Annotated in this window: 17 protein-coding genes, 2 tRNA genes and 1 pseudogene; 9 read left to right on the top strand and 11 right to left on the bottom strand. The window is 65.6% G+C overall.

Annotated elements, in window-relative coordinates; genetic code table 11:
- Window positions 1–27: 27 nt before the first annotated feature.
- Together M8J71_RS16750 and M8J71_RS16745 are read right to left on the bottom strand one after the other, a co-directional pair.
- Window positions 28–627, bottom strand: a complete 600-nt coding sequence (locus tag M8J71_RS16750; RefSeq protein WP_256248876.1) for a DUF6993 domain-containing protein — start codon at window positions 625–627, stop codon at window positions 28–30.
- Window positions 628–748: 121 nt separating this feature from the next.
- Window positions 749–1312 carry a single-stranded DNA-binding protein gene (locus tag M8J71_RS16745; protein WP_256248875.1) on the bottom strand — a complete coding sequence of 188 codons (564 nt, stop codon included), beginning with the start codon at window positions 1310–1312 and terminating at the stop codon, window positions 749–751.
- 216 nt (window positions 1313–1528) lie between these two features.
- Here M8J71_RS16745 and M8J71_RS16740 point away from each other — a divergent pair.
- A tRNA-Arg gene (locus tag M8J71_RS16740) sits at window positions 1529–1601 on the top strand.
- A 654-nt stretch (window positions 1602–2255) separates the two neighbouring features.
- On the opposite strand, the gene M8J71_RS16735 is transcribed toward M8J71_RS16740, so the two are convergent.
- Entirely contained in the window at window positions 2256–3077 is an 822-nt protein-coding gene (locus tag M8J71_RS16735) for a CPBP family intramembrane glutamic endopeptidase (RefSeq protein ID WP_256248874.1), read from the bottom strand.
- A gap of 78 nt (window positions 3078–3155) precedes the next feature.
- The gene (locus M8J71_RS16730; protein WP_256248873.1) at window positions 3156–4382 is read right to left on the bottom strand and encodes an ROK family protein; all 1227 of its coding nucleotides are present in this window, start codon (window positions 4380–4382) and stop codon (window positions 3156–3158) included.
- Window positions 4383–4522: 140 nt separating this feature from the next.
- Between M8J71_RS16730 and xylA the strand changes: the two are divergent.
- Window positions 4523–5739: pseudogene (gene xylA, locus M8J71_RS16725) on the top strand (xylose isomerase).
- A 2-nt stretch (window positions 5740–5741) separates the two neighbouring features.
- Window positions 5742–7160: a xylulokinase gene (gene xylB / locus M8J71_RS16720; protein WP_256248872.1), complete on the top strand. Its 1419-nt coding sequence runs from the start codon at window positions 5742–5744 to the stop codon at window positions 7158–7160.
- 526 nt (window positions 7161–7686) lie between these two features.
- Here xylB and M8J71_RS16715 read toward each other — a convergent pair.
- From M8J71_RS16715 to M8J71_RS16705, 3 genes are read right to left on the bottom strand one after another with little or no spacing between them, the layout of a single operon-like run.
- Complete coding sequence (locus M8J71_RS16715) at window positions 7687–8526, bottom strand: sugar phosphate isomerase/epimerase family protein (protein ID WP_256248871.1); 840 nt, start codon at window positions 8524–8526, stop codon at window positions 7687–7689.
- Entirely contained in the window at window positions 8523–9737 is a 1215-nt protein-coding gene (locus M8J71_RS16710) for a dihydrodipicolinate synthase family protein (RefSeq protein ID WP_256248870.1), read from the bottom strand. Before M8J71_RS16710 ends, M8J71_RS16715 begins: the two co-directional genes overlap by 4 nt.
- The gene (locus tag M8J71_RS16705; RefSeq protein ID WP_163162762.1) at window positions 9737–10906 is read right to left on the bottom strand and encodes a Gfo/Idh/MocA family protein; all 1170 of its coding nucleotides are present in this window, start codon (window positions 10904–10906) and stop codon (window positions 9737–9739) included. The genes M8J71_RS16710 and M8J71_RS16705 overlap by 1 nt, the downstream gene beginning before the upstream one ends.
- Before the next feature lie 171 nt (window positions 10907–11077).
- Between M8J71_RS16705 and M8J71_RS16700 the strand changes: the two genes are divergently transcribed.
- The 3 genes from M8J71_RS16700 to M8J71_RS16690 are packed head-to-tail and all read left to right on the top strand — an operon-like array spanning window position 11078 to window position 13654.
- Window positions 11078–12223 carry a LacI family DNA-binding transcriptional regulator gene (locus M8J71_RS16700; RefSeq protein ID WP_256248869.1) on the top strand — a complete coding sequence of 382 codons (1146 nt, stop codon included), beginning with the start codon at window positions 11078–11080 and terminating at the stop codon, window positions 12221–12223.
- A gap of 2 nt (window positions 12224–12225) precedes the next feature.
- The gene (locus M8J71_RS16695; protein ID WP_256249020.1) at window positions 12226–12963 is read left to right on the top strand and encodes an alpha/beta hydrolase; all 738 of its coding nucleotides are present in this window, start codon (window positions 12226–12228) and stop codon (window positions 12961–12963) included.
- 7 nt (window positions 12964–12970) lie between these two features.
- Complete coding sequence (locus tag M8J71_RS16690) at window positions 12971–13654, top strand: DNA alkylation repair protein (RefSeq protein WP_256248868.1); 684 nt, start codon at window positions 12971–12973, stop codon at window positions 13652–13654.
- Here the strand turns inward: M8J71_RS16690 and mptB are convergent.
- Entirely contained in the window at window positions 13647–15200 is a 1554-nt protein-coding gene (mptB, locus tag M8J71_RS16685) for a polyprenol phosphomannose-dependent alpha 1,6 mannosyltransferase MptB (RefSeq protein WP_256248867.1), read from the bottom strand. The genes M8J71_RS16690 and mptB overlap by 8 nt on opposite strands.
- Window positions 15201–15367: 167 nt before the next feature.
- On the opposite strand from mptB, the gene orn reads away from it, so the two are divergent.
- The 3 genes from orn (at window position 15368) to def (ending at window position 16870) form a co-directional block, all read left to right on the top strand.
- Window positions 15368–15997 (top strand): oligoribonuclease, encoded by a 630-nt coding sequence (gene orn, locus M8J71_RS16680; protein ID WP_163162754.1) that lies wholly within the window; start codon window positions 15368–15370, stop codon window positions 15995–15997.
- A gap of 129 nt (window positions 15998–16126) precedes the next feature.
- Window positions 16127–16199: transfer RNA gene (locus tag M8J71_RS16675), tRNA-His, on the top strand.
- A gap of 98 nt (window positions 16200–16297) precedes the next feature.
- On the top strand, window positions 16298–16870 hold the full coding sequence (gene def, locus M8J71_RS16670) for a peptide deformylase (RefSeq protein ID WP_256248866.1): 573 nt from the start codon (window positions 16298–16300) through the stop codon (window positions 16868–16870).
- A 49-nt stretch (window positions 16871–16919) separates the two neighbouring features.
- Here the strand turns inward: def and M8J71_RS16665 are convergent, their stop codons facing one another.
- The 3 genes from M8J71_RS16665 to M8J71_RS16655 all read right to left on the bottom strand — a co-directional run bounded on the left by M8J71_RS16665 (window position 16920) and on the right by M8J71_RS16655 (window position 19593).
- Window positions 16920–17717, bottom strand: a complete 798-nt coding sequence (locus M8J71_RS16665) for an HNH endonuclease family protein (protein ID WP_256248865.1) — start codon at window positions 17715–17717, stop codon at window positions 16920–16922.
- A gap of 112 nt (window positions 17718–17829) precedes the next feature.
- Window positions 17830–18039: a hypothetical protein gene (locus M8J71_RS16660; RefSeq protein WP_163162748.1), complete on the bottom strand. Its 210-nt coding sequence runs from the start codon at window positions 18037–18039 to the stop codon at window positions 17830–17832.
- 75 nt (window positions 18040–18114) lie between these two features.
- Window positions 18115–19593: a glyceraldehyde-3-phosphate dehydrogenase gene (locus M8J71_RS16655; protein ID WP_256248864.1), complete on the bottom strand. Its 1479-nt coding sequence runs from the start codon at window positions 19591–19593 to the stop codon at window positions 18115–18117.
- Window positions 19594–19722 lie beyond the last annotated feature (129 nt).

The following is a 19722-nucleotide window of genomic DNA, read 5'->3' as shown; positions in this document are numbered from 1 at the left end:
GCATATCTCACATTCGGCGAACCATGATCAGGAGCCTACGAAGCACTTGCCGCTGGCGAGTACCGGCAGGACCGTCACTGTGACGGCACCGTCGCGGACCTGGCCGATGACACAGTCGCTGCCTTGGAGCACGGAGGCTTCGATGGCGTCGGCTTCCAGGCCGGTGGGGGTCCGGCTCTGCGAGACCTGCAATGCCGCCGGGTTCACTCCCGCTCCGGTCAGGGCTTCGGTCACCTGCGCGGTAGCGGGTTTGGGAGATCCCGCCGCCAGCCGGCCCAGGGCGTCCGTGACGGTTTTCTTGACCGTTTCGGTGGCGGCGGCCTGGCTATCAGTCAGTTGCCCTCCGGATGTCTCCGCCAGCGGCTCGGCCGGGGCTTCGGAGGACCCGGGGCCGGTGGACGGGGCCGGGTCGGGGGACGCAGCACTAGGTGACGCCGCAGTTGCCGGTTCAGCCGCACCAGGCTGGGCGCCGGTCACCCCGCCCACGCACGCCGACAAGCCGGCTACCAGTGCGGCGCCCGTGACGGCCGCCAGCACGCGGTGTGCGGCAAGGTGCCGTGAAGCGGAAGGAGTGGCCGTGGATGCGCCGGCCGTACTGTTCTGCCGGTGGTCAGGGCTGGTCCGCATGCTGTCATTCTGCCATGTGGTCCGGCGGTCGCTCACAACCTGGGCGGGCAGGGCGCGGCCGGGGGGGTGCCGCGGTCCTGCCCGCCCAGGGATCCAAGGGGGACGTTGATACAGGAAATTCCTAGACTCCGGATTCGGCGAGTTCCCCCGTTTCCAGATCCAGGGCAAGAAGGTCGCCATTGCTGTCCTCGACGAAGGCTGCAGCAGGATCACCGGCGTCGTCCAGGTCTTCTTCGCTGTCCTCCGGCTCGTCGAACGGTCCGTCCGCGCCGGAACGGGGTTCGGCCTCGATGGGAGCCTCCTGGTCCACGAGCGACAGGATTGGTTTGGTGGAGGACCGGATGAAGTTGGCCGTACCCCACGTGAGGTCGTGGCCCACGGCGTCAGCATCTATGACGTGTGAGTAGTAGACCCGGCCGTCCTTTTCCCAACTGCGGATCTTCAACTTGCCAACCACGATGACCGGCTGGCCTTTCCTAATGCTGCAACCCATGCTGCCTGCAAGGTGGCGGTAGCCCTGGACCGTGAACCAATTCGTGTGGCCATCACCCCAGGTGCCCGATTGCTTGTCGAAGCGGCGGGAATTGGACCCAATGCGGAAAGAAGCCGTGGCCACTCCCCCCGGCGTGGTGGAGCTTTTGATCTCGGTGGCAACGAAGCCCCGGATCGTTATGGTGTCGCTCATCTTTACGTCCTTGTCTTCATGTGGTGATGCCCTAGCAGGCAAGACCAGCATCCCGCCCGTGCGGGACCACACGGGAGGCTTCGCCTTGCATATGTGCATAACGGGCCCTCCTCCGCCGTCTGTGGAGGAACAGTCGCGGTTGCGTACCTGTGACAGCACCGGGACTGCGGGCAATGTAGACTTTTTGCGGCGCCGGATTTGAGCTCCGAAGCCATTGCCTCAGTAGCTCAGGGGATAGAGCAGCGGCCTTCTAATCCGCCGGTCGGGGGTTCGATTCCCTCCTGGGGCACTTCGGGAAGTGGCTCTGACGTACGGAAACGCAGGTCAGAGCCGCTGCCCGGATTTGGTGTCGAGAAGGTGGCCGGGGCGCCTGTGCGAATGATCCACCAACCCAGTGTTGCCACCACCAGGCCTATCGGAATGCCGTAGGGTGGCAGTCCCGCGTTGAAGCCAATGACTCCTGCCACAACGAACAGCGCGCCAGTCCAGGCGGGGAACATGTGCGAACGCCAGCCTGCCATGCCGAAGACCATCCAGCCGAGGGCGAAGAGCACGTAACTGGAAAATCCGCCGATCGCCAGCATTCCGGACCCTCCTGCAATGATGGCATCGGGGGCGACGTCTGCGATCCAGGGGGCGGCGAAGCCGTCGAACCACATGTTGCCGGCCATGTCCAGGGTGCCCACGAGCGCGAAGCAGAATGCGACGGCGCCCAGGCCTCCCGCCCGGCCGCCGAGCCTGAAGTAGACGGACACCAGGGCAAGAACAAGTCCGATGAACACCACCCAATACAAAGCGTTGGCCAGTTGGAAGGGTCCCTGCCTCATCATCTCGATGCGGTCGAGGCTCCGGTCGGCAGTCAGCAGGCGGGCCACGTCAACAGCGGCAAAAACAACGCCGGAAACACGCGCGGTGTGGCCGGCAGCTATAACCAGGGGTGTGGTCATAGCGGACGCTTCCTTAGGGAGAAGGCGCCGACGGCGGTGGCACGGCGCGGTGCCTTGCGCCAGGCCCCGCGGTCCAGCGCCACAGTGGCCAGAACGGCGAGAACGACGACGACGAAGTAGATCAATTCCACGCGGGTGGCTTCGGCGCCGGTGAAGCCGAAGGAACCCATGGTGAACGTGCCCTGGCTGTTGTGGAACAGGAGCGTCAGCAGGACGCTGCCGCCCGTGCGGTTGAAAAGCCACACGTAGAGGAAGGTAATGGCAAACGTCGTCGGCAGTCCTATGAGGCTTAGCCCGCTAAAGAGGACCAGCGGCAGGTGCCACAGGGCCACGAGGACGCCCAGAATGGCTGCGGACACCAGCGGAGGACGGGACACCTGGAGCAGCGGGAGGGCGTAGCCGCGGAACCCGGGTTCTTCGCCCAGTGGCCCGTCCAGCGGATTGACCAGGCGGACGGCGAAAACCGTCAGCAGCCCGCCCCACGTCAGCTGGGCCAGGCCCGGAGCGGAAGCCCCGAGCGCCATAGTTATGAGCCCCGCCGCCAGGACAAGCACGGCGGGGAGGAGCAGCGCGACGGCGTACCACACCCACCCGACGCGCCAACGTACGAGCCGCCGTCCCCACGTGCGGAAGCCGGCACGGCCCTCGGCCAGGGCGATGACGATGATCGCCGCGGCAAGCGGGCCCACCGGCAGGAATTCCATACGGGGAATCAGTCCTGATGCGTAAGCGGGCCACGACGCCCAGGAGATCGCGTAGGTCAGGACAAAAAAAGCCAAAAGCCTGTGGTGTTTCAGCCAGCCGGTGGATCGGCGCATGACGGCTCCAAACAGTCACTGCACGGTGCTCCCATTGTCCGCCCCGGCTCCCATGCGCGCCAGTAGCGCGGCAAGACGTTAGGAGTGGAGCCGGTGCGGCGCCTCCAGGAGGGAACGGACTACGCTGCCCGCGGCACCCAGCAGGGCTCCGCCCTCCCCCACAGCGGCAGTGGTGATGTTTTTCGGGAGTACTTTTCCGGGTGCGTACTTGCTGAGGCTTTCGACCAACGGCGGGCGCAGCCAATGCTCGAGGACGGCGAAGTGCCCGCCGAGCACAACAGCCCTGATGTTGGTAACCCGTGACGTAGAGGCAATCGCGACGCCCAGCGACCGCCCGGCGCGCTGCACGGCCAGCACTGCGTCCGGCTTCTCCGCAGCAAGCGCCTCCACCAGGGCGGACATGCTTTCCGACCTCGCCTGCCGCTTTCCTTCAATTCCCGCGGCGGCAAAAATCGCGTCCTGCCCGGCTATCGTCTCCAGGCAGCCCGTTCCACCACACGAGCATGGTCTGCCTTCAGGGTCGACCACAATATGGCCCACCTCCCCGGCGTGCCCTTCCGGGCCGGTGAAAAGCTCCGACCTGATGACCAGCCCGCCGCCAACACCCACTTCGCCGGAGATGAAGAGGAAGTCCTGCTTGCGGTGGGGACCGTGGGCCAGTTCGGCGAGGGCGGCAGCATTGGCCTCATTGAACAGCGTGACACCCAACGGCAGGCCGGGAAGCAGCCGGGCAACATCCAGCTTTACATCCACCCACCCCAGGTTGGGGGCAGTGATGACAGTTGCGCTGCCTGCATCCACGAGTCCGGGAACAGCCAGTCCTCCGCCCAGAACCTCCATGCCTTTGGCCGCGGCCGCCGCCCGCACCTCGGCGGCCAACGAAGCGAGGGCAGCCATCACAGGTGCACTTGCAGTGTCGCGGTTGTCCCGTTCACGAATCTCCTGCACCACCACGGCCCCGGAAAGACTGGTGGCGCCGGCAGCGATGTAGTCGACGTTGATTTCCATACCCATCACGCCCCGTGCGGGGTTCAATTCCAGTCCGACGCCCGGCCGGCCGCGCTCGCCCTGGGGGTTCAGGCCAATTTCGTGCAAAATTCCCGCTTCGAGAAGGTCGAGGACAATGCTCGACACCGAGGCCTTGGTCAGTCCCGTGGCTGCTGCAATCTGCGCCCGGGTCAGGTGGAACCCGGCCGGGGACTGTGCAACTGTGCCCAGGACGAGGGCAAGGTTGCTTCGGCGCACGTCGCCCATGCTCCCCGGGGTGGCGGCGTCGGACGCTGTCGCTGTTGCCGTGGTCGCCATGGCCGGCCTCCTCGTACTCGATGCGGGACCGTGGGTTGCGTTCCCTTTGCTATTGACCTTAGCGTAATCACGCTTATATAGTTCAAGCGATGAACTAACCCGCCGGACCGACGGCGGTACCACTAGTGCAAGGACGCATCATGACTCTTTCCCCCACCCCTTCTGACAAGTTCACTTTTGGCCTTTGGACTGTTGGCTGGACCGGTGCTGACCCGTTCGGTGTTGCGACCCGCGCGGCGCTGGATCCAGTGGAGGCGGTGCATCGGCTCGCGGAGCTGGGCGCGTACGGCATCACGTTCCATGACAATGACCTGGTCCCGTTTGAGGCCACGTCCTCGGAGCGGGAGCTGATCCTGAAGAATTTCAAGGCGGCCCTCGCCGAGACAGGGTTGAAGGTCCCGATGGTGACCACCAACCTGTTCAGCCACCCGGTGTTCAAGGATGGCGGGTTCACCTCCAACGACCGCTCCATCCGCCGCTTCGCCCTGTCCAAGGTCCTGCGGAACATCGATTCCGCCGCCGAGTTCGGCGCCGAAACGTTTGTGATGTGGGGCGGTCGTGAGGGCAGCGAATACGACGCGTCCAAGGACCTCTCCGCGGCCCTGGACCGGATGCGTGAGGGCGTGGACACCGCCGCCGCGTACATCAAGGACAAGGGCTACAACCTGCGGATCGCTCTGGAGCCCAAGCCCAACGAACCCCGGGGCGATATCTTCCTGCCCACCGTCGGGCACGGCCTGGCGTTCATCGCCCAGCTCGAACACGGCGACATCGTGGGCCTGAACCCCGAAACCGGGCACGAGCAGATGGCCGGGCTGAACTTCACCCACGGCATCGCCCAGGCCCTGTGGGCAGGCAAGCTGTTCCACATCGACCTCAACGGCCAGCGCGGCATCAAGTACGACCAGGACCTCGTCTTCGGCCACGGCGACCTCACCAGCGCCTTCTTCACCGTGGACCTGCTCGAAAACGGCTTCCCCACGTGGACCTGCTCGAAAACGGCTTCCCCAACGGCGGCCCCCGCTACGAGGGCCCGCGGCACTTCGACTACAAGCCCTCCCGCACCGACGGCTACGACGGCGTCTGGGAATCCGCCAAAGCCAACATGGCCATGTACCTGCTCCTGAAAGAACGCGCCACCGCGTTCCGCGCCGACCCCCAGGTCCAGGAAGCCCTCACCGCCTCCGGCGTCTTCGAACTCGGCGAAACCACCCTCACCGCCGGCGAAACCGCCACCGACCTGCTCAACGACACCGCCGCGTTCGAAGACTTCGACGCCGACAAAGCAGCCGAACGCTCCTTCGCCTTCGTCCGCCTCAACCAGCTCGCCATCGAACACCTCCTCAACGCACGCTGACCATGGCACTCGTAGCAGGTATCGACAGCTCCACGCAGTCCTGCAAAGTGGTGATCCGTGATGCGGACACCGGAGCACTTGTCCGCGAAGGCAGGGCCAGCCACCCGGAGGGCACCGAAATCCACCCGGACCACTGGTGGGCAGCCCTGCAGGAGGCGATCGCAAAGGCCGGCGGACTGGAGGACGTCGCAGCGGTTTCGGTGGGCGGCCAGCAGCACGGCATGGTCTGCCTGGACAGTGACGGCCGGGTGATCCGGCCTGCGCTCCTGTGGAATGACACGCGCAGTGCCGGTGCGGCACTGGAGCTGATCCGCACCGCGGGTGACGGCGACCCTGCCGCCGGCGCCAGCTACTGGGCCGGTGCCATGGGTACTGTCCCGGTTGCGTCGCTGACGCTCACGAAGCTGCACTGGCTGGCTGAAAATGAGCCGGAGAACGCGGCGAAGGTTGCGGCGGTCTGCCTGCCGCACGACTGGCTGACCTGGCGGCTGCTGGGCAACGGCGAAGGCAGCGGACCGGGAAGCCTCGAGGCCTTGACCACGGACCGGTCGGACGCCTCCGGTACAGGCTATTATTCGACGGCGGCAGGCCGGTACCTTCCGGACGTCCTGGAGCGGTCACTGGGGCACGTCCCGCTGCTGCCCGAAGTGCTGGGCCCGCTGGACGTCGCAGGCAAGACTCCCGCCGGCGCCCTCGTGGCCGCCGGCGCCGGGGACAACGCCGCAGCGGCACTGGGTGTTGGTGCCGGCGTCGGCGATGTGGTGATGTCACTGGGCACGTCCGGAACGGTCTTTGCCGTGTCCGGTACAGCCGCCGCCGACCCGTCCGGGCTGGTGGCAGGGTTTGCGGACGCCGCCGGGAATTACCTGCCGCTGGTGTGCACGCTCAACGCCACCCGGGTTTTTGATGCCACCGCAGCCCTGCTGGACGTCAGCCTGCCGGAGTTCACCGAGCTGGCGCTCTCCGCCGAAAGTGGTGCCGGGGGCTTGACCCTCGTGCCCTATTTCGACGGCGAGCGGACGCCAAACCTGCCCGACGCCACAGGATCCCTGCATGGGATTACCCGCCGCAACTACACCCCGGCCAATCTGACCCGCGCCGCCGTCGAAGGCGTGGTGTGCTCGCTGGCGGACGGGCTGGCGGCCCTCCAGCAGCAGGGAGTCGAGGCCAGGCGGATCATCCTGGTGGGCGGCGGGGCACAGTCCGCGGCCGTGCAGGAGGCGGCAGCGCAGCTGCTGGGAATCGAGGTCACCGTGCCGCGTCCCGGGGAATACGTAGCCGACGGCGCCGCACGCCAGGCCGCCGCGGCACTCACCGGGCATTTTCCGCAGTGGGCGCTCGACGCCGTCGACCTCCCCGCAGGGCAGGACGACGGCGGGGTGCTGGCCCGCTACCGCAGGTGCGCCTCGCTGTACGCCTAGGTATCCTCACCAATCGAGTAGGTGGGTCGGGTTTCCCGACCCACCTCTCACACCACCGTACGTGCGGGCCTCGCATACGGCGGTTCGCTAGGTCGTTTGAAAGCGATCCCATGCAGTGCGAAAGAGAGTGAGGCCTTGCCCTGCCCAGTACTCGGTTGGCAGGGCCCTGTGGAGGATGGGCGACTTCGCGACCCGCCAGTAGGCTCGGCTGCTGTTGCCCCATTGATAGGCCAGATCCGGCCTGATCCCGAGCTTGCATGCCTTCTATGCGGTTCGTGTCCCTCGGTGCAGGGATTTGCCTCCGGCTTCCTTCCCACCCCACCTCACGATGACGCAGTTGCCATTGGCTAGAAGTTAAACCACCTTCTCCTTCAGAGGACTTTCACCTCCAAGCGAATGCCCATGCTGGGCGTACACAAAAGGACCCGGACCGCCGATGGCGGGCCGGGTCCTTTATTGGTGGGGCGCAGGCTCCTGCCGTGACGTAGCAGGAGCCCGCGGTCTGGATCAGGACCTGCGGAACGTGTCAGGCGTACGGGAGGACGAGCTCCGCGTAGCGCCCCTTCACTGTGGCCAGGACGGTGTTGCCGTCCGTGTCCCAGATGTCCTGATTGAAGATTTCCACTTCGATGTCACCGGTGTAGCCGGCATCCCGCACCCAGGTGCCGATGGTGGCAAAGTCCACTACGCCGTCGCCCATGTATCCACGGGACAGCAGCGGATCGGCGGCGATGGGCATGTTGAAATCGCACACCTGGTAGGAGGCAATGCGGTTCTCCCGGCCGGCACGTTCAATCTGGGCTTTGAGCTCGGGATCCCACCAGACATGGAAGGTATCAACCGCAACGCCCACCGTTGAGGAGTCGAACGGCGCTGCAAGGTCCAGGGCCTGCCCCAGCGTGGAGATCAGGGCACGGTCCGCCGCGTACATCGGGTGCAGCGGCTCGAGGACCAGGCGGACGCCGTTTTCCTCCGCAAAAGGAGCGAGGTCGGCGAGGCGGTCCGCGACGCGCCGGCGCGCGGCCACCACGTCCTTCTCCCCCGGCGCCAGTCCGCCGACAACAAGGAACAGTTCCTTGGTCCCCAGGGCCACAGCCTCCAGGATGGCGGCGCGGTTGTCGGCCAGCGCGGCGGCCTGCCCCTCGGGGTCGGCAGCGGTGAGGAATCCGCCGCGGCACAGGGAGGAGACGCGCAAACCGGCGTCCTTGATCAGGCGCGCCGCCTTGTCCAGGCCGGCTTCCTCAACCCGGTCCCGCCAGGGCCCGATGGACGGGATCCCGGCGTTGACGCAGCCCTCGACGACCTGGGCGAGGGTCCACTTCTTGGTGGTGGCGCTGTTGATGGCGAGGCGGGAGAAGTCGCTCATACCCCTACCCCGTTGATCCGCAGGTAGTCAGACATCCGGAAAGCGGCGAGTGCCGGATCCCGGAGCAGTCCGGCCTGGTCTGCCAGTTCAAACGTCCTGGCGAGGTGGCACACGGAGCGGCCGGAGTGCAGGCCGCCCACCATCTGGAAGCCCTGCTGCTTGCCGTTGAGCCAGGACATAAACGCGATGCCGGTCTTGTAGTAGAAGGTGGGGGCGCTGAAGATGTGCTTGCCCAGTTCCCGGGTAGAGTCCAGGATCTCCCGGGCCTTCACAGCGTTGCCGGCATCGTAGTTCTGCAGGGCCACCGAAGCCGCCGGGTAGATGGCGGCGAAGATGCCCAACAGGGCGTCCGAGTGGTGGCTGCCGTCGCCGTCGATCAGCTCGGGGTAGTTGAAGTCGTCGCCGGTGTAGAGGCGGACGCCTTCGGGCAGCGCAGCGCGGAGGGCCACCTCGTGGCTGGCGTCGAGCAGGGAGACCTTGACCCCATCCACCTTCGCCGCGTTGTCCTTGATGAGCCCGAGGAACGTGTCCGTGGCTGTCGCGACGTCATCCGAACCCCAGTAGCCTGCGAGGGCGGGATCGAACATGGTGCCGAGCCAGTGCAGGATGACCGGCTGGTCCACTTCCTGCAGCAGGGTGGAGTACACCTTCAGGTAGTCCTCGGGACCGCTGGCCACCTTGGCGAGGGCCCGCGAGGCCATGATGATGACCTTGGGACCGGCCTCGGTGATGACGGCGATCTGCTCGCGGTACGCCTCGAGGACAGCCTTGAGTCCGGCTTCGCCCACGGGAAGGGAATCGATGTCCAGTTGGTCCGTGCCGGCGCCGCAGGAGACGAGGTCCCGGACCGACTTGCCGGCCGTGGCCGCGTTGCCGGACGAGACCACCGAGGCAGCCTCGACTCCGGTGCGCTTGATGAGCTGCTGCGTGGCGGCCCAGTCCAGGCCCATGCCGCGCTGGGCGGTATCCATGGCATCGGCAACACCGAGGCCGTAGGACCACAGCTCGTGGCGGTAGGCCATGGTGGCTTCCCAGTCGAGCCGGGCCGGGGCGCCGGGGGTGTTGTCTGCCAGGACCTCGGGGATGACGTGTGCTGCGGCGTAGGCGCGGCGGGCTGTCAGCGGGGCGGCGGGACGGGCCCAGGACGTAGCGCCCTGCAGCCGGTATTCCCTGGTGCCGCCGTCGTGGGAGGGAAGGATAAGTGAGGTCATTAGAGCGTGATCTCCGGGATGTCGAGGGTGCGGCGTTCGTCGTTGGACTGCAGGCCGAGCTCTGCGAGCTGAACACCGCGGGCGGCGGACAGCAGGCCAAAGCGGTGTTCGCGGCCGGCAACGACGTCGCGGAGGAACTCTTCCCACTGCAGCTTGAAGCCGTTGTCCAGCTCGGCGTTGGCAGGCACTTCCTGCCACTGGTCGCGGAAGGATTCCGTGACGGGCAGGTCCGGGTTCCAGACCGGCTTCGGAGTGTGCGCACGCTGCTGGGCAACGCACTTGTTCAGGCCTGCCACGGCGGAACCATGGGTGCCGTCGATTTGGAATTCCACGAGCTCGTCCCGGTAGACGCGGACCGCCCAGGAGGAGTTGATCTGGCCGATGACCGGGTCGCCGGCCGGGGTCTCGAGTTCGAAGATGCCGTAGGAGGCGTCGTCGGCGGTGGCCTTGTACTCCTTACCGGCTTCGTCCCAGCGGGCGGGGATGTGGGTGGCGGTCTTGGCGTTGACGCTCTTGACCTTGCCGATGATGCCTTCAAGGACGTAGTTCCAGTGGCAGAACATGTCCGTGGTCATTCCGCCGCCGTCTTCCTTGCGGTAGTTCCAGGACGGGCGCTGCGCAGCCTGGACGTCGCCTTCGAAGACCCAGTAGCCGAATTCGCCGCGGATGGAAAGGATGCGGCCGAAGAAGCCTTCGTCCACCAGGCGGCGGAGCTTGACGAGGCCGGGCAGGTACAGCTTGTCGTGGACAACGCCCGCGGTCACGCCGGCTTCCTTGCCGATGCGGGCCAGTTCGATGGCTTCTTCGAGGGTCTCGGCCGTGGGCTTTTCCGTGAAGATGTGCTTGCCGGCGAGCATGGCCTTCTTCAGGGTGGCAGCACGAAGGCTGGTCATGGAGGCGTCAAAAACAATGTCGACGGTGGGATCGTTGATGACGGCGTCGAGGTCGGTGCTCCATTCGGAGACCTTGTGCTTTTCCGCGAGTTCGCGGATCTTGGCTTCGTTGCGGCCCACCAGGATGGGCTCAACCTGGATGCGGGTACCGTCCTCCAGGGTGAAGCCGCCGGCGTCCCGGATGGGGAGGATGGAGCGCAGCAGGTGCTGGCGGTAGCCCATCCGGCCGGTGATGCCGTTCATGGCGATGCGGATCGTCTTAGTTTCGAAGCCCATGTTTCCTCCACGGTGAGTGAGCAGTAGTACTCAAGCTGATTGGGAAAGCGCATTCCCACTACATCCATGATGCACCGGGGCAGACGTATTGGCAAGCGCTTTCCGGAAAGGGTTCAAAACTGCCATAATGTGAGCACGCTTACTGTCCCTTTAAAGCCTCCAGGAGTTGCTGTGGCTGCAAGTACCCTTACCGAGGTGGCGCGGCTCGCCGGCGTGTCGCCAGCCACCGCCTCGCGTGTCCTCAATGGTTCCGCGCGCAAGCCCGGCCCGGACATCGCGGACCGGGTCCGGCAGGCCGCTGACTCCCTTGGCTACATTCCCAATGCGCAGGCACAGGGCCTGGCGAAGTCCAGCTCCGGTCTGATCGGCCTGATTGTCCACGACATCGCCGACCCCTACTTCGCCGCCATTGCCCGGGGCGTGCAGGAAGCAGCACGTGAGCAGCGCAAAATGGTCCTGCTGGCCACCACCGGCGGAGCTCCTGCAGAAGAGAAGGAAGCCGTGGCAGCCTTTGCCGCCCGCCGCGCCGACTCCATCGTGATTGCAGGTTCCCGCTCGTCCCAGCCGGAGAACCAGGAGGGCAATGCGGAACTGGCGGCCGAACTGGACAGGTATTGCCGCAACGGCGGCCGGGTAGCGGTTGTGGGCCACCCGGTAGTTGGTGCGACGGCGGAGGAGGGCTACCACGTGGTGGCCGTGCCGAACCAGGAACTCGCCGCAGCGCTGGCGGGCAAACTTGCCTCCGGCTGGGACGGCGACTTTGTGATCATCGGCGGCCCGGAGGGGCTCTTCACCTCCGACGACCGGGTCCGCGGTTTCCAGGAGGGTCTCGCCGCGGCCGGGCGCGAAGCTGCGGACATCCTGCGCACCGCCTTCAACCGGGCGGGCGGCTACGAGGCGGGCCTCAAGCTTGCCGGGCTGATCAAGGAACGCCAGGCGGGATCCGGGGATGCGGCCGGCGGCAGGAAATTGTGCATCTTCGCCGTCAATGACGTGATGGCCATCGGCGCCACGGCTGCCCTCCGTTCACAGGGGCTCCGCATTCCGCGCGACGCCATCATCGCCGGCTTCGACGACATCGAGACACTCCGCGATTTCCGCCCCGCACTCTCCACGGTCCGCCTCCCGCTCGAAGAAATCGGGCGCCTTGCCACCCGTGCCACAGCCCCGGGAACCCCCGCGGGCGGCGGAGGGCCGGAAAGGGTATCCAGGGACGCAGGAACCGGCGGTACGGAAAAGGGAGGGGCCGACGTCGTGCAGCCGCATCCGATCGCCGGCGAAGTGACGCTCCGCCGCAGCACCGAGACGGCGGCGTGACCGTGGCGCCCCGCCTGACAGCTGTCCCCTCCCGCAGCGGCGCGGCCGGTGACCGGCCCGCAGTCCTGGTCCTCCCGGGGGGCGGCTACGCCCGCCAGGCCGACCATGAAGCGGAGCCTGTTGCTGACTGGCTCGCCGGACTGGGCATTCACGCTTTTGTCCTGCGGTACCGGGTTGCCCCTGACCGGCACCCGGCGCCGCTCGAGGACGCAAAGCAGGCAATGCTTCACATCCGCGGCGGAGCGCACGGCCTCGCTGTTGACCGGGAACGCGTGGGGGTACTCGGGTTTTCCGCCGGCGGACACCTCGCGGCAACGCTTTCCACCGCGGTGGCCACCGGCAGCGCTGACCTCGACGTTCCCGGGGCTGTCCCCGACCTCACCGTCCTGTGCTACCCGGTGGTGTCCTACATCCGGGAAGTGCACCAGGGTTCGGTGGACAACCTCCTTGGCGGGGCGCCGCCGTCGAACGTTTTGGCGGAGCTGTCAGCAGAACAGCAGGTAACCGGCGAAACGCCGCCCGCGTTCCTTTGGCACACGGCCGACGACGCCGCCGTACCGGTAAGCCACAGCCTCGGCTACGCAGGCGCGCTGCTGAGCGCAGGCGTGCCCGCTGAGCTGCACGTCTTTCCGCACGGACGCCATGGGTTGGGCCTTGCCGACGGCGAACCCGGGCCTGATCAATGGAGCTCGCTGTGTGCGGGCTGGCTGGGCCGGGCGGGCTGGACCGACCCCTCCTGATCCCCGCATGGTCAACCGGGAAGTGCTCGATGCCATCCGCGTCCGGCTTCAGCAAGCGGCGGATCCGGTGCGTGCTGCCGGTGCGCAGGCGTACATGAAATCTTCCATGCCGTTCCTAGGTGTACGGGTACCGGAGGTGCGCCGGCTGACCGCGGCTGCTGTTGCCCGGTATCCCTTCGACTCAGCGGCCGGGCAGCGGGCCACCGTGCTGGAACTGTGGCGCAATGCGGAGTTCCGGGAGGAGCGGTATGCGGCCATCGACCTGACTCTCGGCAAGCTGGTGGGCAAGGACCTGACGATGCTTCCGGTCTACGAGGAGATCATCCGCCAGGGTGCCTGGTGGGACTTCGCCGACGGTGTGGCTGGCCGGATCTGCGCGCTTCTGCAGGCACACCGTACCGAAGTATCGGCGGTCATTCTGGAGTGGAGCACCGACCCGGACCTCTGGATCAGGCGTGCATCGATCACCGCGCAGTTGAAGGCCAAAGGGGACACCGATCCCCATCTCCTGCGCCGTGTCATTGAGGCGAACCTTTCCGATCCCGAGTTCTTCATCAGGAAAGCGATCGGCTGGGCGCTGCGGGAGTACGCCAAGACCGCGCCGGGCTGGGTGTCGGATTTCGTGGCTGAACATGGGGACAGGATGAGCCCGCTGTCACGCCGGGAAGCGTTGAAGCACCTGCCTAAATGACGGGGCGTTCAACCACAGGTTCGGGACTCTTCCGGAAGAGGCTTCGGGTGCGCGGATCCCAGAAGATCAGGTAGAGGCCGAACAGCAGGCCGGTCACGGCAGCGGCTACACGGGCCAGGGCCAGCGCCAGCCCAAGGTCCGCGGTCTGAAGGTAAGGGAAAACCTCCAGCTGGTCCGAAATGGCGTAAATCATAAAGAACGAGACCACAAAGTAGAGGGCCTTGACCTGCCAGTCGTTGCGGATGCCGGTCACGGCAAACAACGGAATCAGCCACACCACGTACCAGGACTGGATCATCGGTGCCAGCAGGACAATCGCCGCAAACGCAAGGGTCAGCCGGCGGATCAGGCGGTCGTGCTCACCCCTGAAGATCAGCCAGGCAACGATCCCCACCGCCAGCAGCTTCCCGGCGTCGAACACCCAGCCCGCGAGGAGCCATCCGTCCATCCCGAACGAGTTACCCAGTGAGGCGACCACCATGCCGATCAGCCCCACCGGCGCGTACCAGATGTAGATGCTGCCCGGAGCGGAAAGTCCGTTGATCCAGCCAAAGCCGAACCCGTTCACCAGGCTCATCAACACCAGGATCCCCAGGCTCAGTCCTGCGGTCAGCCCCCAGAAGGCGAACTTCCGGAGCCAGCCTGCGTCTTTCCCTGCCCACAGGAGACCGATGAACGGCAGGAAAACGATGGTGATGGGTTTGACGGCGATCGAGAGTGTCACCAGGACGATGCCCCTGACCACGCGGCGGGTGGCTGAGTAGTAAAGGCCTGCCAGGGCCAGTCCGATCATGAGGGCGTCATTGTGGACGCTGGCAATGAAGTTGGTAAGGAAGAGCGGGTTGGCGGCCGTGAGCCAGAGGGCCCGGTGGGGATTTACTCCATGGAGCTCGGCAAGCTTCGGCACATAGATCACGCAGAGGACCACGCCGGCCACGGCCACCAGCCGGAACAGCATCACGCTGGTTTCCGGCTGGACGTTTGTCACCCACACAACGAACTGCTCGATCCACAGGAACAACTGCCCGTAGGGAACCGGCGCCTCGGTCCACATTTTGTCCGCGCCCAGCTGGAAGTAGTTGGAGAGCGCCGAGATGCCGTTCTCGTAGGGGTTGAAGCCCTCCACCATCAGGCGGCCCTGGCCGATATAGGCGTACACGTCGCGGCTGAACAGCGGCACGCTGAACATCATGGGCAGTCCCCAGGCAACCACTGCCATCAGTGTCGCCTTCCGGGCTTCTTCTCCCCAGACATGAACGCGCTGGCCCAACCGGAGCCAGGCGCGCACCAGAAGCATTCCGCCTACCGCCAGCAGAACGATGGACAGGGCCACGCCGCCTGCTTCTGCCCGCATCCAGATGAACAGGGGCATCCGGCGGAGTTCCGAGACGGGAGCCAACCAGCCCACCCCCAGGGATCCGATCAGCATAAACATCGAGCCCACGAATCCGGCCAGAAGCGGTGAGCGGGGATTATCGACTTCGGCCACAGTTGCGGCAGTGTCAACGGCCACAAGCTCCCCCGCTGCAGGCAAAGGCGCCGTCATCTCAGGATCGTCCAATCTCTTGGGTTTGCGCTCTTGGCTTGGCGCGGTTCTGCCCGGCGGGCTGCACGCCGGCCGGGGCGGGTTACAACGACAGCAAGTGGTCCCGCCGCGTACCCGAAATCCTAGCACCGGCAGGCAGCCGGGAGGTGAAACGGTAGGCTGGTCCGGTGCCTATATCTAACGAACGAATCGTCTGGATCGACTGCGAAATGACCGGTCTGGACATCAAGAACGACGCCTTGATCGAGGTGGCAGCCCTGGTCACGGACTCCGAACTGAACATCCTCGGTGACGGGGTGGACGTAGTGATCAAACCTGATGATGCGGCCCTTGCCCAGATGAACGACTTCGTCCGGGACATGCACACCAAGTCCGGCCTGCTCAAGGAACTCCCCCACGGCACCACCATGGCTGCGGCGGAGGCGGCCGTTATGGAGTACATCGAAAAGTGGGTGCCGGACCCGCGCAAGGCACCCCTGGGGGGCAACTCGGTAGGCACTGACCGCGTCTTCCTCTCCCGGGACATGCCCTCAGTGGTGGAGCACCTCCATTACCGCGTCATCGACGTCAGCACCATCAAGGAGCTCTCCCGCCGCTGGTTCGCCCGGGCCTACTTCCAGTCGCCGGCAAAGAAGGGCGGCCACCGCGCACTGGGGGACATCAAGGATTCGATCGATGAACTCCGCTACTACCGGGAAGCAGTGTTTGTGCCGCCGCCCGGACCCGACAGTGCTACGGCGCAGCAGATCGCGAAGCGCATTACGGCCGCCGGCGATTCCCAGCAGCCGGAAGCGTAATCTGCACCACGTTTGCGGGAAATTTCGGTGAAATCGGCAAAAGTGGACAAAGCACCCTTGAAGAGCAGGTAAGCTATTTGAGTTGCCTTTCAAGAGAGCCGGTTCGCCGGTAAATCTGCAGGGCGCATGGTGGGCTTAGCTCAGTTGGCAGAGCGCCTGGTTGTGGTCCAGGAGGTCGCGGGTTCAACCCCCGTAGCTCACCCTCACGGGATGGTATTACAGCCGTCCAAAAGGAGGCTGCACCGGATATCCGGTGCGGCCTCCTTTCTTTTGCACAAGATACCGCCGAAGGACCGAGGGATGACTGTTCTGCCAATCACCATTTGGGGAGAGCCCGTGCTGCACCGCAGGGCAACCGAAGTGGAAGTTTTCGACGACGAACTGCGGTCCCTGATCGCGGACATGTTCGAAACCAACGATGCAGCCAACGGCGTGGGCCTTGCGGCCCCGCAGGTCGGGGTGGGCAAAAGGATCTTCGTCTACAAATTCGCCAATGACGACGGCGCTCCCCCCACCGGCGTGCTGGTCAACCCGGTCCTCACCCTGTCCAAAATTTCCGGTGCTGTCCCCGATCCCGACGAGGAAGAGGAAGGCTGCCTGTCCTTCCCCAGCGGCCAGTACCCGCTAAAGCGCGCCGAGTGGGCTCGCGTGGAGGGCTTTGACGGCTTTGGGCAGCCGGTCACGTTCGAGGCGACCGGCTGGTTCGCCCGAGTGATGCAGCATGAGTACGACCACCTTGACGGCAAGCTCTACGTCAACCGCCTGATGGACCGCTACGCCCGCAAGGCCATGAAGCAGGCCAAGAAAAACGGGTGGGGCGTCCCCGGACTCACCTGGATGCCGGGCGTGGACCCGGACCCCTTCGGCCATTAGGCCCGACGGCGGGCTGCCTCCGCGCGCCAGGAGCGTCCGGGATCGGGAATCAGCGGGCTGAGACGGTCTGCTGGTCCGGGCAGGACCCGAGAACCCGCTTCATGGCGTCCTTCTCCGCCTCGGTAACCCAGAGGCCGTAAGCAGCCTTGACGGAGATCTGGCGGGCCACATAGTGGCAGCGGATCGACTTGTTCTTGGGAAGCCAGGTGGCGGCATCGCCGGCACTCTTCTGCTGGTTGGCCGGTCCGTCGGCAGCGATGAGGTTCAGGGGATCGTTGGCGAGGCTCTGCCGCTCCCCTGCCGTCAGCCCTTGGGCGCCCTTCTGCCACGCGTCCCCCAGGGCAACCACATGGTCTATTTGGACTGCCCGGCTGCTTTCGGAGCCCCGGCGGAAGTCCACAAACTCTCCGAGGTAGGGTTCATGGAAGGTCCCGGCTGCCACGCGGCACGTGGACCCTTCCATAAAGACCACAGCCGTAAGGTCACGCCGCAGGATGTCGTTGCGGGTATCGCAGCCGTTGCGGTCAACGTCCTGCCAGGCCTGGCCGAACGCCTCCCTGCTGTAGTTGTCCTTCCCCGCGCGCCCCTTGACGGCAAGTGCGTCCAGTGCCGAGAGTGCCGTTCCCGGGGGCACCGGATGGACCGGCACAACCGGCTTCATCCAGCCGGGGTCAAAGACGGGAGCTTCTGTGGGCCCGGAAGCGGCGGGCTCCGCTGCGGCAAACTGGCCGGCGGTAAAGAACCAGAACAAGGCCCCCAGCGCCGAGACGGCAAAAACTGCGAGGACTCCCCACGCCTGCCGCGAACGGCGCCGGGCACGGCGGTAGGCGGACCAGCTCACGGTCATGGGGTTCCTGCCCTGCCGGTATGTTTCTGCACCAGAAGAGCCTAGGACAGCCGAACACCATCCCCGCCGATATCCACACTGTGGAGGGCGGGTGAAAGGGCACCCGGTGGAGCTACTGCTCCCGCATCACCCGTCGAAGGTCCTCCTCGGCGATGGCCAGGAGTCCCTCAAGCTGCCGCACCCGGTCCTCGCCGACGTCGCCCGCTGCGTGGCCGGCGCGGGCGCCTTCAAGCAGGCGGACGGCCTCTTTGTGATTGGCCTTTGCCACATCGAGTGCGTGTTCCAGGGTAGTTTCATGCTGGAGCGTCGAATCTTTATCCATGGCACAAGTGTGGTCCCGTTTCCCGGCTGATTCCAGCGAATCAGCCGGGAAATCGAGATTGGCCGGAGGGCTGGATCAGACGGAAATTGCGGCCAGGGCTGCGGCCGATTCCTTGGCGGGGAAGGATGGCGGGTTTACACCGGCCATTTCCTCCATCACGCGGACAACCTGGCAGCTGTAACCGAACTCGTTGTCGTACCAGACGTAGAGCACCAGGTTCTTTTCGTTCGAAATCGTGGCGAGCCCGTCAACGATGCCTGCACGGCGGGAACCGACGAAGTCCGTGGAAACCACCTCGGGTGAGTCGATGTAGTCGATCTGCTTGCGCAGGTCCGAGTGCAGGGACATCTCCCGCAGGTATTCGTTGACCTCATCCTTGGTGGTCCCGTTTTCCAGGCTCAGGTTCAGGATGGCCAGGGAAACGTCCGGGGTGGGGACGCGGATGGAGCTGCCGGTGAGCTTGCCCAGCAGTTCGGGCAGGGCCTTGGCCACTGCCTTGGCCGCTCCGGTTTCGGTGATCACCATGTTCAGTGCTGCTGAACGGCCACGGCGGTCGCCCTTGTGGAAGTTGTCAATCAGGTTCTGGTCGTTCGTGAACGAGTGGACCGTCTCGACATGGCCGTGGACTACCCCGAACTTGTCGTTGATGGCCTTCAGGACCGGCGTGATGGCGTTGGTGGTGCAGGAAGCCGCGGACACAATCTGGTCGGTGTCCTCGATGCTGCGGTGGTTGATGCCATGGACGATGTTCTTCAGCTCGCCCTTGCCCGGGGCGGTCAGCAGCACCCGTGCCACGCCCTTGCTCTGGAGGTGCTGGGACAGGCCTTCTGCGTCGCGCCAGCGGCCGGTGTTGTCCACCACCAGCGCATTGTTGATGCCGTAGGCGGTGTAGTCGATGGTGGCGGGGTTGTCCGAGTAGATAACCTGCACCTGGACACCGTTGGCTGTGATGGTGTTGGCTGCCTCGTCAACGCGGATGGTGCCCTCGAAGGAGCCGTGCACCGAGTCGCGGCGCAGCAGGCTGGCGCGCTTGGACAGGTCGTTATCGGAGCCCCTGCGGACAACGATGGCGCGCAGCCGCAGGCCGTGGCCGCCGCCTGCCTTTTCGATCAGGAGGCGGGCCAGGAGCCGGCCGATGCGGCCAAATCCGTACAGCACGACGTCGGTGCTGGTGCGGTCGTCGCCGCCGCGCTTGCCCACGATCTCGGCGAGTTCCCCGCGGAGGAACTCCTCCAGGGTGGCGTCGCCGCCCTCTTCCTTGAACTTCTGGTTCAGCCGGGCGATGTCGATCGCGGCCGCACCGAGCTCCAGCCCCGCCAGGGTGTTCAGGAGCGGAGCGGTCTCCTCCAGCAGCAGCTCATCCTTGCTCATCCTGCGCGCGAAGCGGTGTGCCTTGAGGATGTTCATGGTGGACTTATTGATCAGGCTCCGGCCGTGGATGCTGGTCACCACGTTGTTTTCGCGGTACAGCCGGCCGATCACCGGAATCATGGCCTCGGCGAGGGCCTCCCGGCCCATCCACGTATCAAGACAAGAATCAGACGTCTGGCTCACAGAAATACCTTCCTCGGTTCAGCCGCGTACGTCCTCGTACACGGATGTCGGCCACCTGATGATGTCCAGGGGCACCGGCACCCGCGGGGTTTGTCCCCCAGGTGCCTGGATCGTGTGCAAAAGAAAACC

The sequence above is a fragment of the Pseudarthrobacter sp. R1 genome, from assembly GCF_024494415.1.
Lineage (GTDB): Bacteria > Actinomycetota > Actinomycetes > Actinomycetales > Micrococcaceae > Arthrobacter.
This window is presented reverse-complemented; position numbering and strand designations above follow the sequence as displayed.